Source organism: Pseudonocardia nantongensis, from assembly GCF_046546495.1.
Lineage (GTDB): Bacteria > Actinomycetota > Actinomycetes > Mycobacteriales > Pseudonocardiaceae > Pseudonocardia > Pseudonocardia nantongensis.
In genome coordinates, this window is sequence record NZ_JBKGXT010000011.1 from 127461 (window position 1) to 142500 (window position 15040).

At 73.7% G+C, this 15040-nt stretch carries 9 protein-coding genes; 4 read left to right on the plus strand and 5 right to left on the minus strand.

What is annotated here, in order from left to right; all coding sequences use genetic code 11:
- Positions 1–4: 4 nt before the first annotated feature.
- The gene (locus tag ACLFMI_RS13990) at positions 5–2125 is read right to left on the minus strand and encodes a PhoX family protein (RefSeq protein WP_410948264.1); all 2121 of its coding nucleotides are present in this window, start codon (positions 2123–2125) and stop codon (positions 5–7) included.
- Between the two features lie 230 nt (positions 2126–2355).
- Entirely contained in the window at positions 2356–3084 is a 729-nt protein-coding gene (locus tag ACLFMI_RS13995; RefSeq protein ID WP_410948265.1) for a LuxR C-terminal-related transcriptional regulator, read from the minus strand.
- 196 nt (positions 3085–3280) lie between these two features.
- On the opposite strand from ACLFMI_RS13995, the gene ACLFMI_RS14000 reads away from it, so the two are divergent.
- Positions 3281–4777: a GAF domain-containing protein gene (locus tag ACLFMI_RS14000; RefSeq protein WP_410948266.1), complete on the plus strand. Its 1497-nt coding sequence runs from the start codon at positions 3281–3283 to the stop codon at positions 4775–4777.
- 10 nt (positions 4778–4787) lie between these two features.
- Here the strand turns inward: ACLFMI_RS14000 and ACLFMI_RS14005 are convergent, their stop codons facing one another.
- The 3 genes from ACLFMI_RS14005 to ACLFMI_RS14015 are packed head-to-tail and all read right to left on the minus strand — an operon-like array spanning position 4788 to position 10499.
- Entirely contained in the window at positions 4788–8651 is a 3864-nt protein-coding gene (locus tag ACLFMI_RS14005; protein WP_410948267.1) for an ABC transporter ATP-binding protein, read from the minus strand.
- A 46-nt stretch (positions 8652–8697) separates the two neighbouring features.
- Positions 8698–9579, minus strand: a complete 882-nt coding sequence (locus ACLFMI_RS14010; RefSeq protein WP_410948268.1) for a hypothetical protein — start codon at positions 9577–9579, stop codon at positions 8698–8700.
- The gene (locus tag ACLFMI_RS14015; RefSeq protein WP_410948269.1) at positions 9576–10499 is read right to left on the minus strand and encodes an ATP-binding cassette domain-containing protein; all 924 of its coding nucleotides are present in this window, start codon (positions 10497–10499) and stop codon (positions 9576–9578) included. Before ACLFMI_RS14015 ends, ACLFMI_RS14010 begins: the two co-directional genes overlap by 4 nt.
- Before the next feature lie 222 nt (positions 10500–10721).
- Between ACLFMI_RS14015 and ACLFMI_RS14020 the strand changes: the two genes are divergently transcribed.
- The 3 genes from ACLFMI_RS14020 (at position 10722) to katG (ending at position 15029) form a co-directional block, all read left to right on the plus strand.
- Positions 10722–12281, plus strand: coding sequence for a long-chain-fatty-acid--CoA ligase (locus tag ACLFMI_RS14020; protein ID WP_410948270.1), 1560 nt, complete (start codon positions 10722–10724; stop codon positions 12279–12281).
- 83 nt (positions 12282–12364) lie between these two features.
- Entirely contained in the window at positions 12365–12784 is a 420-nt protein-coding gene (locus ACLFMI_RS14025; RefSeq protein ID WP_410948323.1) for a Fur family transcriptional regulator, read from the plus strand.
- On the plus strand, positions 12777–15029 hold the full coding sequence (katG, locus tag ACLFMI_RS14030; protein WP_410948271.1) for a catalase/peroxidase HPI: 2253 nt from the start codon (positions 12777–12779) through the stop codon (positions 15027–15029). Before ACLFMI_RS14025 ends, katG begins: the two co-directional genes overlap by 8 nt.
- Positions 15030–15040 lie beyond the last annotated feature (11 nt).

The following is a 15040-nucleotide window of genomic DNA, read 5'->3' on the forward strand; positions in this document are numbered from 1 at the left end:
GTCGCTAGACCCCGACCTTTCCCGGCCGCCCGCCGTCCAGGTGCCGGATCGCCACCACCGACGGCCGCGGCTGGGCCGCGCCACCGTCCGGCCAGTGCGACGCCGGCGCCTCGGGCGTGGCGTCGTCGACGTCGCCGGGGTGCTGCACCGACACCAGCACGAACGTCTCGGCGACGACCGGGCCGCAACACTCGGCGCCGACCGGGACGCTGGCGAACAGCCGGGTCAGACCGCGCTGCGGGCCCTCCAGCACGACGCCGTAGAGCCCGTCGTTGATCTCCAGCGCCTGCGAGGAGTCGGTGGAGACCCACAGGTTGCCGTACGGGTCGAACGCCACGTTGTCCGGCGAGGTGATCGGGCTGACCTGCGACCTGTCGTAGCCGCCGAAGAACGTCGACGGGTCGGCCGGATCACCGCAGACCAGCAGGATGTTCCAGCCGAACGTCGTCGATGCCGGGTCGTCGCCGGACTCGGTCAGCTCGATCACGTGGCCGTGCTGGTTGCCGTTGCGCGGGTTGGCCTCGTCGGCGCCGGCCTCGCCCGCCTTGCCGCGATCGGAATTGTTGGTGCAGGCGATGTAGACCTTCCCGGTCTCCGGGTTCGGCTCGACGTCCTCGGGACGGTCCATCTTGGTCGCGCCGACCAGGTCGGCAGCGACCCGGGTGAACACGAAGACGTCGGCGACGCTCATACCGGGCACGTGGGACGTCGTCGTCGAGGCCAGCGGCTTCCAGGTCCCCGACCCGTCGAACGCACCGTCGCGCGGCAGCGTCCCGGTGCCGGTGATCTCCGGCGGCGGGCTGTCCCCGGTGAAGGCGGCGACGTAGAGCGTGCCGGACGCCAGCAGCGTCGCGTTGTGCTCGCGCGCGGCCCGGCTGCTGCCGCGCCGCATCGCCTTGTCGGACACGAACTTGTAGACGTAGTCGAAGCGCTCGTCGTCTCCCATGTAGACGACCGGACGGCCGTCGTCGGTCAGCCGGACTGTGGCGCCCTCGTGCTTGAACCGGCCGAGCGCGGTGTGTTTGACCGGCTTCGACGACGGGTCGTGCGGGTCGATCTCGACGATGTAGCCGAACCGGTTCGCCTCGTTCGGCTCCTGCGCGAGGTCCCAGCGCGGGTCGACGCGCTCCCACCTGCGTTCCGACGGGCCCTCGGCGAGCCCGTACCGCTCGGCCCGCGGGTCGGTCACCGGGCCGGAGGCGAAGTAGCCGTCGAAGTTCTCCTCGCCGGACAGGAACGTGCCCCAGGGAGTGCTGCCGCCGGCGCAGTTGCCGATCATGCCGCGGACCGCGCGACCGGTCGGGTCGGCCGTCGTCCGCAGCGCCGGGGACCCGGCGGCCGGACCGGTGAGCACCATCTCGGTCTCGGCGGTGATCCGGCGGTTCAGCGTCCCGGCCCGGTCGTAGCGGACCTCGCCGGTGCCGCGGTCCCGGCACACCTCGACGACGCTGCCGCCGTGCGCGGCCATCCCGATCCGGATCTGCTCCTCGGTCGGGTTCTCCTCGTCGTAACCGCGGAACATCAGCGGCTCGAGGGTGTACTCGTTGTTCGAGTACATGACGTACCGGTCGCCCGAGCCGTCGATCTTCAGGATGCCGCAGAAATCGTTGTTGTAGCCGAACTGGCGGGCCTGCGCGGCCGCGGTCTGGTTCTCGAAGTCGAACTCCGGGGCATCCGGGGTGATCGGGTCGCCCCAGCGGACGACGACGTTGCTCTCGTACCCGGCAGGGGTACGGATCGCGTCGTCCAGGTTGGGCGCGAGCGTCTCGTACCGCAGCCCGCGGGGCAGCCCCGCCGGCGCCGGCGGGACGTCGGCGCCGGACGGGTGGGCCGGCTGCGGGGCGTCCGCGGAGGCGGTACCGGCCAGCGCGACGCCGGCTCCGGCGGAGAGACCGAGCACCGCGCCGGCTCGCAGCACGCCGCGCCGGTCGAGCACCGACCGCAGGACGTCGCCGAAGTACCCGTTCGACGACCGGTTCGGCTCCGGCCGGGAACAGGCGTCACCGCAGCGGTAGCGGCAGGTCAGCCCCTGCCGCCCGCCGTGCTGCCGGGCGCGGTCGATCAGGGGCAGCGGGCGGCGGGCGGGTGCGGCCTCGTGGGCCTCGCCGGGGCAGCGCTCGGCCACGGTCGTCCTCCAGGTCGTGTGGTGGGAGTCCGGGTGTTCGATGTCCGGTTCTCCCGCATCACAGCAGGCGCGTCCTCCGTACGGGTGAGGAGAAGGTGGCCTGCGGATGAACGACCCCGCCGCTCGTCGTGGTGTCGGCCACGCAGCGTCACGCCCGCGGGCGTGGCCTTGATCACCGGAGAGAGCACGGGCCGGGGTGGGATCGGTCCGCGCACCCCGGCCCGGCGGTCCTAGACGATGCCCTGGCGGGCGGCGGTGTAGACGATCTCGGTGCGACGCCGGACCTCGAGCTTGTCCCGCAGGTTGCGCACGTGGAACTTGACGGTCGCCTCGGAGATCCGCAGCCGGGTCCCGATCTCGCGGTTGCTCATGCCGACCGCGAGCAGCCGCAGCACCTGGTTCTCCCGGTCGGTGAGCAGCGAGGTCTTGCACCGGTCGGTGGACGGTTCCGGATCCGGGTCGCGCAGCACCTGCAACGGGCCGGCGGCGCCGGTGCCCGGGTCGAAGACGCCCTCGCCGCGCAGCACGGTGCGCAGTGCCCGGACGATCTCGGCGGTGTCGGCGCCCTTGCGCAGGTAGCCGTGCACGCCGAGGCGGACGGTGCGCATCATCGAGTCCCGGTCCCGGCAGCCGGTCAGCACCAGGATCTTCGCCCCGCGGCAGCGCTCGAGCAGCGCCCGCACCAGGTCCAGGCCGGGCCGCTCGTCGCGCCCGAACTCGATGTCGACGACGATCGCGTCGGGGCGGGCCCGCTCGGCGGCCATCAGCGCGTCCCGCGGCGAGGAGGCCTCGCCGGCCGGGGCCAGGTCCGGCTCCGCGGTGAGCAGCGCACGGAGCCCGTGCCGCACCACCGGCTCGGAGTCCACCACCAGGACACGCGCGGTCCGCCGCACGACGTCGGCACCGTCGATCCCGCGGATCGACGGGTCGGTGGCCTCCCGAACGGCTTCGAGCGTCATCGCTGTCCTCCGGTACGTCACGTCCGGCCGCCTGCATGGCGGGCGAGGGCAACCGTAGGGAGGGTTACGTTGCTCCCGCGTTGCGCGCGCGGCGGGTATGGTCGGTGCCCTGGGTAACACCCCGGGGTGGCCCTGCGACGTCGCGAGGAACCGGCCGCCCTCGGTGGTGGCCCCGCGCTCGGGAAACGGAGGCGGCATGCTCGATGCAGACGGTTCCTCGACCGCGGACGAGCTCGTCGCGGACGCGAACCGGCTGCGCCGGATCTACGACGACGACCTCGGCGCCGGTGGCCGGGTGGGAGCGCCGCGCCCGGTCGTGTCCGACTCCTGGCAACGCAGCCTGGCCGCCCGGATCGACCCGGAGAGCCGGCTGCCCCCGCTGGTCTTCGCCGCCGACGAGCTGCCCTCGCTCCGGGAGAGCCACCCGCTGCACGAGGTGATGCCGCTGCTGCGGACCACCCTGGTGAGCATCGCCGACGAGGCCATGCACGTCATGCTGGTCACCGACGCCGACGGGCACGTCCTCTGGCGGGACGGCGCGCACGGCCTGCTCCCCTCCGCCGACGACGTCGGGCTGGTCGAGGGCACCCGGTGGACCGAGGACGCGATCGGCACCAACGCGATGGGCACCGCCCTCGCGGTCGACGCGCCGGTCCGGATCCACTCCGCCGAGCATCTGGTGCGCACGTATCACGACTGGACCTGCGTCGCGGCGCCCGTGCACGATCCGGACACCGGCGACACGATCGGCGCCATCGACATCTCCGGCCCGCTGCACACCGTGCACCCGGCGCTGGTCCAGCTGGTCACCGCCACCGCGCAGCTCGCCGAGAACCAGCTGCGGGTACGGCTGGCGATCGCCGACGAACGGCTGCGGGTGAAGAACATGCCGCACCTCTCGGCGCTTCGCGGCGTCGAGGGCGCGCTGCTGTCACCGTCCGGCCGGGTGATCGCGAGCGAGCCCTACGGCCGGTTCCCGGAGCGGATCAGGCTGGAGCAGGGCACCGATCGCGTCCGGCTCGGCGACGGTCGCGAGATGACCGTCGAGGCACTGGCCGAGGGCTACCTGCTGGTGCCGCCGGCCCGGCGGCGCAAGCGGATCGCGGTCCCCGAGCCCGGGTCGTCGCTGGCCCTGCGGTTCACCGGCGGGGCCGGCCCGCGGATCACCCTGGACGGCGCCGAGCAGGCCGCCACCCTGCGTCCGGCAGAGATCCTCACCGCGCTCGCGCTGCACCCGGACGGGGTGTCCGGCGAGCAGCTCACGCTGATGCTCTACGGCGAGGACGGCAACCCGACCACGGTCCGCGGTGAGATCCACCGGCTGCGCTCGTCGCTCGGTCCGGAGCTGCTGCTGACCCGGCCCTACCGGCTGGCGGCCGAGCCGGACGCGGACTTCCTGCGGATGCGGGCCGCGCTGCGCGAGGGCCGGGTCACAGACGCGCTGGCCGCCTGTCACGGCGAGCTGCTGCCGCGCTCGGACGCGCCCGCCGTGCGGGAGCTGCGCGACGAGCTGACCGCGGGTCTCCGGCATGCGGTGCTGGCCTCGGACGACGCCGAGCTGCTGCACCGCTTCTCCGGGCACCCGCTCGGCGCCGACGACCTCGAGGTGCACGAGCGGCTGCTGGAGCTGCTCGGCCGGGACGACCCGCGCCGCGCCGCCGTCGCCGCCCGGACCGAGCGCCTGCTCACCTGACCCACCCGGGTCAGGTTCGGGCGGCCAGGGGGCTGTCGGGTTCCGGCTCGAGTTCGCCGGCGCGCCAGAGGGCGGCGTAGCGGCCGTTGGCGCGGACCAGCTCGTCGTGCGGGCCCTCCTCGACGATCCGGCCGCCGGCGAGCACCACGATCCGGTCCGAGCGGCGCGCGGTCTGCAGCCGGTGCGCCACCACGAACGCGGTCCGCCGGGACGACACCCGCTCGCCCGCGGCGAGCACGGTCGCCTCGGTCGCCGGGTCGAGTGCCGCCGTGGCCTCGTCGAAGATCAGGACGTCCGGGTCGACCAGCTCGGCGCGGGCCAGCGCGACCAGCTGCCGCTGTCCGGCCGACAGGCCCTGGCCGCGCTCGCCGACCGGCGTCCGGAACCCGGCCCGCAGCGACCGCACCAGGTCCAGGGCGCCCACCGCGCGGGCCGCGGCCTCGATCCGCTCCGGGCTCGCGTCCGGGCGGCCGTAGGCGATGTTCGACGCGACGTCGCCGGTGAACAGGTGTGCCTCCTGCGGCACCACGCCGAGCCGGGACCGGTACCCGGACAGCGGGTAGCGCCGCACGTCGACGCCGTCCACCCGGACCTGGCCGTCGCCGGTGTCGTAGAACCGGGCCAGCAGCTTGATCAGCGTGGACTTCCCGGCCCCGGTCGCGCCCACCAGCGCGACCGTCTCGCCGGAGGGGATCCGCAGGCTCACGTCGTCCAGCGCCGGGGTGTCCACACCGGTGTAGCGGAACGTCACGTGATCGAGCTCCACCTCGCCGCGCATCCGCTCCGGCACCGGGACGGAGCCCGCGTCGCCGTCCGCCCGGTCCGGCACCGAGGTGGGCGTGCGCAGCAGGTCGGAGATCCGGTTCAGGCCGACCCGGGCCTGCTGGTAGGCGTCGAAGACCTGGGAGAGCTGCTGCACCGGCCCGAAGAACAACGTCAGGTACAGCAGGAACGCGGTGAGCACGCCCGCGGTGATCTGCCCGGAGCCGATCATCGCCCCGCCGACGCCGAGCACCACCGCGCTCGCGATGTCGGACAGGAACGCCACGAACGGGAAGTACAGCGCGATGTAGCGCTGCGCCTGCAGCCGCGAGCGGCGGTAGGCGTCCGACCGCTCGCCGAAGCGGTCGTAGCTGATCTCCTCGCGGACGTAGGCCTGCGCGATGCGCACGCCGCTGACGTTCTCCTGCAGGTCGGCGTTAACGACGCTGACCCGCTCGCGCGCCTCGGCGTAGGCCCTGGACGAGTAGCGGCGGAACACGACCGTCCCGATCGCCAGCAGCGGCAGCAACCAGCCCAGCGCGACGAGTGCGAGCTCGGCGTCGGTCACGACCAGGGCCACCGCGACGCCGCCGATCGTCAGCACGCTGACCACCGCCTGCGCCAGCCCGGTCTGCAGGAAGCTGGAGAGCGCGTCGACGTCGGTGGTCATCCGGGTCATGATCCGGCCGGACAGCTCGCGCTCGTAGTAGTCGAGCCCGAGCCGCTGCAGGTGCGCGTAGCTGCGCAGCCGCAGCAGGTAGAGCAGGCTCTCCCCGGCGCGTGCGGTGACCAGCGTCTGGAACCCGACCACGACGGCGTCGGCCGCCACGATCAGCAGCCCGGCCAGCGCCGCGACGACCAGCACCCGGGTCGAGTCCGCGACGATGCCGGAGTCGACCGCCACGCGCGCGATGGTCGGCAGCGCCAGCGTGGCGAGCGCGTCGGCGGCCATCAGCGAGACGCCCAGCACCAGCAGCAGCCGTACCGGGCGCAGCAGCGACGACAGCCGGAACCGCGGGTCCGGTGCCGTCGGGTCGCCCTCGCCGCGCAGCCGCGGCGACTCGGTGGCCGGGGGGAGCTTCGCGACGGCGTCGAGCAGCTCGGGGGTCGCGCTGAGCCCGCCGGCCCAGCTCCCGCCACCGCCGCCGGCCTCGCGCCCGAGCGCCCGGTCCGGGTCCTCGGGACGGTCCACCTCGGGCCACAGCTCCGGCGTGGCGCCCCCGGCCGGGACCGCGCCCCCGGCTGCGGACACGCCGTCGCCGGTCGCGAGCGCGCCGTCCCCCGCGTCCGGCGACGGGACCCCGGCGGGGGCCCGGCGCTCCGAGCCGCCGAGCTCGTCGGCGGGCCCGGTCGCCAGCAGGTCGCGGAACAGCGCGCACCGGCCGCGCAGCTCGTCCTCGGTGCCCACGTCGACCACCCGGCCGCGGTCCAGCACCGCGATCCGGTCGGCCAGGGCCAGCGTCGACCGCCGGTGCGCGACCAGCAGCGTGGTGCGCTCGGCCGTCAGCTCGTGCAGCGTCTCGTGGATCGCGGCCTCGGTGGCGGTGTCGACCGCGGACGTCGCGTCGTCGAGCACCAGCACCCGGGGCCGGGTGAGCATCGCCCGGGCCAGCGCGATCCGCTGCCGCTGCCCGCCGGACAGGGTCAGCCCGCGCTCACCGATCTCGGTGTCGTAGCCCTCGGCCAGCTCCTCGACGAACCCCGCGACCTGCGCGGCCTCGGCGGCGGCGCGGATCTCGTCGTCGCTCGCGTCCGGACGGCCGTAGGCGATGTTGTTGCGGATGGTGTCGGAGAACAGGAACGCCTCCTCGAACACCACGCCCAGCTCGGCGCGCAGGTCGTGCAGGCGCAGCTCGCGCACGTCGGTCCCGCCCATCCGCAGGCCGCCCGCCTGCGGGTCGTAGAACCGCGGCAGCAGCAGCGCGACCGTCGACTTGCCCGACCCGGGCGGGCCGACCAGCGCGAGCGTCTCCCCCGGCTCGACGCGCAGCGACAACCCGTCCAGTACCGGGTCGGGTGCCGCGTCGCCGTCCGGGCCGGAGCCGGCCGGCTCGTAGCCGAACCGGACCTCGTCGAACTCGACGGTCAGCGGCCCCTCCGGCAGCTCGCGCGGGTGGTCCGGATCCACGATCTCCGGCTCGGCGTCGGCGATCTCGAAGACCCGCTCGGCGGCGGCCCGGGTGAGCTGGCCGGTGACGACCAGTGCCCCGATCAGCCGGGCCGGCCCGACCAGCATCCCCACGTAGGTGGTGAAGGCCAGGAACGTGCCGAGGTCGATCGAGCCCTGCGCGGCCATGTAGCCGCCCACCCCGATCACCGCGACCTGGCCGAGCCCGGGCAGGGCGAGCAGCGCCGGGTTCAGCCGGGCGGTCAGCCCGGCCGCACGCAGCCGCTCGCCGTAGAGCCGGTGCGCCCGCTGCTCCAGCGACGAGATCTCCCGGGCCTCCTGGCCGAAGCCCTTGACCACCCGCACACCGGTGACGGTCTCCTCGACCTGCTGGGCGATCTCGGCCGCCCGCTGCTGGGCCGACCAGGTGGCGGGGAAGAGCTTGCGGCGGATCCGGTTCGTGGCCAGGAACGCCAGGGGCAGCATGACCAGCGCGATGACCGTCAGCATCGGCGAGAGCCACAGCATCGCCGACACCGCAACGACGACCAGCACCACGGTGCCCGCCGACAGCGGCACCATCGACAGGAAGCCCTGGACGAGCTGCAGGTCGGAGATGGACCGCGAGGCGACCTGCCCGGTACGCAGCCGGTCCTGGCGCACCCCGTCCATCCGCTGGACCGCGGCGAACACCGCCCGCCGCAGGTCGTGCTGGACGTTCAGCGCCATCTTGCCGCCGAGGTATCGGCGGACGAACGCCCCGCCGAACTTGAGCACACCGAGCAGCAGCAGGCCGAGCACCACCGGCGTGAGCACGCCCGGGTCCCCGCCGACCACGCCGTTCACCCCGGTGCGGATGAGCAGCGGCGCGACCGCCTCCAGCCCGACCCCGGCCATCGAGGCCAGCAACGCGCCGAACGTGACACGACGGTGCTTCAGGCAGGCTCGGGCGAGACGCCGCACCCAGCCCTCGCGGGCCTGGTCGGCGGAAGGGGTTCGGGGCACCGGATCAGGCTATGCCCGCCCCCCGACAGTCCGCCCGGGAGCGGGGTCAGGTGATGTCCCGCCGGCCCCCGACGACGGCGGCGAGCGCGACCCCGGCTGCGGTCCAGGCCACCAGGACCAGCAGCGACACCCAGCCGGGCGGTGGGGCACTGACCCCGGCCAGGAACTCCAGCACCAGCCGGCCGTCCGCGCCCGGCCCGGCCAGCGACACCGGCGCCTCGTAGAGAGCGAGGTCACCGGCGTTGCCGGGCAGGAACGAGGTCAGCCGGGCGAACACCGACGGGTCCCCGATCCCGGAGTCCCCGGTGCGCAGCGCCCCGGCCAGCACGTTCTCCCCGACCAGCAGGTAGCCGACGGTCAGCGCGACCGCACCGGCCTGGTTGGGCACCAGCGTCCCGATCGCGACGCCGAGCACCCCCCACAGCGCGCAGACCAGGATCCCGATCGCGCCCAGCCCGGCGAGCTGTCCCCAGCCGGGCAGCTGCTGCCCGCCGAGCACGGCCCCGCCGAACAGCGGGCCGAGCAGCGCCACCAGCAGCCCGTACAGCCCGGCCACCACCGCGGCGACGATCACCTTCGCGGTCAGCACCTGGGTACGGCCACCGGTGAGGAACGCCTGCGTGATCGTGCGGTGCCGGTACTCCCCGGCCGCGAGCAACGTCCCGAAGGCCGCGCCGACGATCGCGGTCGCGCTCAGGGCCGACGCCATCCCGGTGAGCAGCACGATCGACGAGGTCTCGGTGGCCGCGGGCACCAGCAGCGAGATCAGCCCGCCGAACAGGCTCATCGCCAGCGCCACCAGCAGCGCCGGGAGCAGCAGCAGCCACCACAGGTTCACCGACAGCGTCCGGCGGACCTCCGCGCGCAGCACGGCCTGCCAGCGCCGCAGGCCGCCGGTCGCCGGGGTGGTCGGGGTCGTCGCGGTCATCGTGCGTCCTCCCCGGCCAGCAGGCGCAGGAACATCTGCTCCAGCCCGACCTGCTCCTCGGTCATCCCGTGCACCGCGATCCCGGCCGCCAGCGCGAGGTCCCCGACCCGCACCGCGTCCGCGCCGGCCACCGCGAGCCACCCGTCGTCGATCCGGTCGACCTCGGTGAGGCCGTCCGCGACCAGCGCCTCGGCCAGCCCGGCCGGGTCGGCCGGGCGGACCAGCACCCGCCCGCCCTGTCCGGCGCGCAGCTCGGACACCGCACCGTCGAACCGGCACCGGCCACGGTCGATCACCACCAGCCGTTGCGCGGTCAGCTCCATCTCGGCCAGCTGGTGCGACGACACCAGCACGCTGCGCCCGGAGGCCGCGAAGGCCTGCACGAACGAGCGCAGCCAGGCGATCCCGTCCGGGTCCAGGCCGTTGCCCGGCTCGTCGAGCACCAGGATCCGCGGGTCGCCGAGCAGCGCCGCGGCCAGCGCGAGCCGCTGGTTCATGCCGAGCGAGAACCCGCCGACGTGGCGGTGCGCCGCGTCGGTCAGCCCGACCAGCGCGAGCACCTCGTCGACCTTGGAGTCCGGGACCTCGATGGCGGCCGCGATCGCCCGCAGGTGCGCCCGGGCGGTGCGCTTCGGGTGCCCGCCGTGAACCTCCAGCACGGCGCCGACGACCGAGCCGGGCGACCCCAGCTCGGCGAACGGGACGCCGTCGATCAGCGCCCGCCCGGTGGTCGGCGCCACCAGGCCGAGGATCATCCGCAGCGTCGTGGTCTTGCCCGACCCGTTCGGGCCGAGGAAGCCGGTGACCGAGCCCGGCTCGACGGTGAACGACAGGTCGCGTACCGCCTCCACCGGGCCGAACTTCTTGCCCAGCCCCTCGACGGTGATCCGCCCGGGACCGGGCGGTGCAGCCTGCTGCACGTGGGCCTCCCGCCTGGATCGCTCCGACGGCCTCGGCGGGCCGTCCGCGTGCCCCGCCATCCTGGCCGATGCGCGCGGGCGGCCCACGCAGGGGGTTGGCCGGCGCCCGGGCCCCTGGTGCCGTTCCGGCGAAACGGACAGGATGACCCCCGTCACACCGGACACGGCCGTGCCGACGTCCTCCGTGAGCCGCCTTCCGAGCCGACCCCCCGAGGAGCACCCGTGATCGACCCGAGCAGCACCGTCTCGTCGCTGATCCAGCGGCACGCCGCCGAGCGCCCGGACGACGAGGCGCTGCGCTTCGGCGACACCCGGCGGACCTGGTCCGAGCTGGACGAGCGGGTGCGCCGGCTGGCGTCCGCGCTGCGCGCGGAAGGGATCGGGCCCGGCGACCGGGTCGCGGTGCTCGACCTGAACCACCCGTCCTGTGTGGAGCTGTCGCTGGCCTGCGCCCGGATCGGCGCGGCGAACGCGGTGGTCAACTTCCGGCTCGCGCCGCCGGAGATCCACTACATGATCAACGACGCGCGGGCGTCGCTGCTGCTGGTCGGACCGGAGTTCGCCGCGGCAGCGGCCGGCCTGCGCGAGCAGCTGGACACCGTGCGCCGGGTGCTGCACGTCGGCGGGGAGCAGGACGAGTACGAGGCGTTCCTGAGCGCGCACGAGCCGGACACCGAGCCCTACGACGCCGCCCCCGGCGACTGCTTCGTGCAGCTCTACACCTCGGGGACGACCGGGTTCCCGAAGGGCGCGATGCTCACCCACGCCGGGATGCTGGCGCACGCCGCCCACGTGGCCGCGGACTTCGAGCTGGGCCCCGGCGACGTCGTCCAGGTCGCGATGCCGCTGTTCCACGTCGGCGGGACGAGCTACGCCTTCGTCGCCCTCGGCCAGGGCGCGCGGATCGTGCTGGCCCGGATGCCCGACCCGGCTGCGCTGCTGGACATGGTCGCGACCGAGGGCATCACGCACACGTTCTGGGTGCCGGCACTGATGGGGGCGATGACCCAGGTGCCCGGCGCGGCCGAGCGGGACTACTCGTCGTTGCGGGCGATCTCCTACGGGGCCTCCCCGATGCCGCTGCCGGTGATGCGGGCGAGCCTGGAGCTGTTCGGCCCGAAGCTGCACCAGGTCTACGGCATGACCGAGGCCTGCGGCGTGGTCAGCTCGCTCGGCCCGGAGGACCACACCGATCCCGCGGTCGCGCACCGGCTCGTCTCGGCCGGGCGGCCGATCACCGGCGTGACCATCGAGATCCGCGACCCGGCCACCGGCGAGCGGCTCGGCATCGACGAGCCCGGTGAGATCTGGGTGCGCACCGACCAGCTGATGAGCGGGTACTGGCAGAAGCCGGAGGCGACCGCGTCGGCGATCACCGATGACGGCTGGCTGCGCTCCGGCGACGGCGGGCACATCGACGCCGACGGCTACGTCTACGTCACCGACCGGATCAAGGACATGATCGTCTCCGGCGGCGAGAACGTGTACCCGGCCGAGATCGAGCGGGTGCTGGCCGAGCACCCGGCCGTCGCCGACGTCGCGGTGATCGGGGTGCCGGACGACCGCTGGGGCGAGGTGCCCAAGGCATGCGTGGTCGCCGCCGCCGGCACGTCGGTCGACCCGGCCGGGCTGATCGCCTTCGCGCGCGACCGGCTGGCGTCGTTCAAGTGCCCGAAGACCGTGGACGTGCTCGACGAGCTCCCCCGCAACCCGACCGGCAAGATCCTCAAGAAGGACCTGCGCGGGCCCTACTGGGAGGGCCGCGAACGCTCCACCGTCTGATGACGAGACACGACTGAAACTTGACCTGTTCCAGAAAACGCGGCAGGCTCCCGGTCGTGTTGATCGCTACGGACCATGAGGGCATGTTGCGCGCGGCCTCGCTGCGCGTGACCCGCCCTCGGCTGGCCGTGCTGACCGCCGTGCACGACCACCCGCACGCCGACACGGACTCGATCATCCGGGGCGTGCGGGAGGATCTCGGCGAGGTGTCCCACCAGGCCGTCTACGACGTCCTGCGGGCCCTCACCGGTGCCGGACTCGTCCGGCGCATCCAGCCGTCGGGATCCGTCGCACGGTACGAGGCGCGCGTCGGCGACAACCACCATCACGTCGTCTGCCGGTCCTGCGGGGCCATCGCCGACGTCGACTGCACCGTCGGCGCCGCACCCTGTCTCACCGCGTCCGACGACAGCGGCTTCGTGATCGACGAGGCCGAGGTCGTCTACTGGGGCCGGTGCCCCGACTGCTCATCCACTGATCCCGGAAGGACTCCCCGTGTCTGACGAGCACGCCACCGTCGAGAGCGAGCTGAACCAGGAGGAGGACGGGGGCTGCCCCGTCGTCCACGGACGCATCGCCCACCCGACAGAGGGGGGCGGCAACCAGGACTGGTGGCCGAACCAGCTCAACCTGAAGGTCCTGCGCAAGCACCAGGCCGCCTCCGACCCGTTCCACGGCGAGTTCGACTACGCCGCGGAGTTCGCCACCGTCGACCTCGACCAGCTGGCCGCGGACGTCGACGCGGTCATCACCACCTCGCAGGACTGGTGGCCCGCCGACCACGGCAGCTACGCCGGGTTCTTCATCCGGATGGCCTGGCACTCCGCCGGCACCTACCGGACCTTCGACGGCCGCGGCGGCGCGGGCGCCGGCATGCAGCGCTTCGCCCCGCTGAACAGCTGGCCGGACAACGGCAACCTGGACAAGGCCCGCCGTCTGCTGTGGCCGGTCAAGCAGAAGTGGGGCCGCAAGGTCTCCTGGGCCGACCTGCTGGTCTTCGCGGGCAACCGCGCGCTGGAGGTCTCGGGCCTCACGACCTTCGGCTTCGCCGGCGGGCGTGCCGACGTCTGGGAGCCGGACGAGGACGTCTACTGGGGTGCCGAGACCGAGTGGCTCGGCAACTCCGCGCGCTACGGCGGCAACACCGACATCGCGCACCGCGAGCTGGAGGAGCCGCTCGGCGCGTCGCACATGGGCCTGATCTACGTCAACCCGGAGGGCCCGGACGCAAGCGCCGACCCGATCGCCGCGGCCCGCGACATCCGCGAGACCTTCGGCCGGATGGCGATGAACGACGAGGAGACCCTCGCGCTGATCGCCGGTGGCCACACTCTCGGCAAGACCCACGGTGCGGCGAACCCGGACGAGAACGGCAACGTCGGTCCCGAACCGGAGGCCGCCGACATCACCGAGCAGGGCCTCGGCTGGAAGCAGAACTTCGGTTCGGGCAAGGGCCGCGACGCCATCACCTCCGGGCTCGAGGTCATCTGGACCCGCACCCCGAACCGGTGGAGCCACGACTTCCTCGAGTTCCTGTTCGCCTACGAGTGGGAGCTCGAGAAGTCCCCGGCCGGTGCCTGGCAGTACGTCGCCAAGGACGCCGAGGCGATCATCCCGGACCCGGAGGAGGGGCAGCCGGCCCGCAAGCCGACCATGCTCACCACCGACCTGGCGCTGCGGTTCGACCCGATCTACGAGCCGATCGCGCGGCGGTTCCTGCAGAACCCGGACGAGTTCGCCGACGCGTTCGCCCGTGCCTGGTACAAGCTGACCCACCGCGACATGGGCCCGCGCGAGCGCTACGTCGGCGCCTGGGTGCCGGCCCAGCAGGAGCTCTGGCAGGACCCGGTCCCCGCCGTGGACCACGAGCTGGTCTCCGCCGACGACGTCGCGTCGATCAAGGCAAAGGTGCTCGAGTCGGGCCTGTCGGTCTCCGAGCTGGTGTCGACGGCGTGGGCCGCGGCCTCGACGTTCCGGACCAGCGACAAGCGGGGCGGCGCCAACGGCGGCCGCGTCCGGCTGGAGCCGCAGCGCAGCTGGGAGGTCAACGACCCGGACTCGCTGAGCACCGTCATCTCGAAGCTGGAGTCGCTCGAGTCCGAGATCAACGGCTCGCTCGGTGGCGGCAAGAAGATCTCGTTCGCCGACCTGGTCGTGCTCGCGGGTGCCGCCGGCGTCGAGAAGGCCGCGAAGGACGCCGGTCACGCCGTGACCGTCCCCTTCACCCCGGGCCGGACCGACGCGACCCAGGAGCAGACCGACGTCGAGTCGTTCTCCTACCTGGAGCCGACGACCGACGGGTTCCGCAACGTCCTGGGCAAGGAGAGCCGGCTTCCGGCGGAGTACCGGCTCGTCGACCGGGCGAACCTGCTCGGCCTCACGGCGCCGGAGCTGACGGTCCTGGTCGGCGGCCTGCGGGTGCTCGGCGCCAACACCGGCGGCAGCACCGCCGGCGTGCTCACCGACGAGCCGGGCACGCTGAGCAACGACTTCTTCACCACCCTGCTCGCGGCGGGCGTCGAGTGGCACTCGGTCGCCGGTGACGAGAACTCCTTCGAGGGGATCGACAGCGCGACCGGCGCGAAGCGCTGGACCGGCACCCGGGCGGACCTGGTGTTCGGCTCCAACTCCGAGCTGCGTGCGGTGGCCGAGGTCTACGCCAGCGACGACGCGGGCGACAAGTTCGTGCGCGACTTCGTCGCCGCGTGGGACAAGGTCATGATGGCCGACCGGTACGACGTGGTCTGATCACCCGGTTC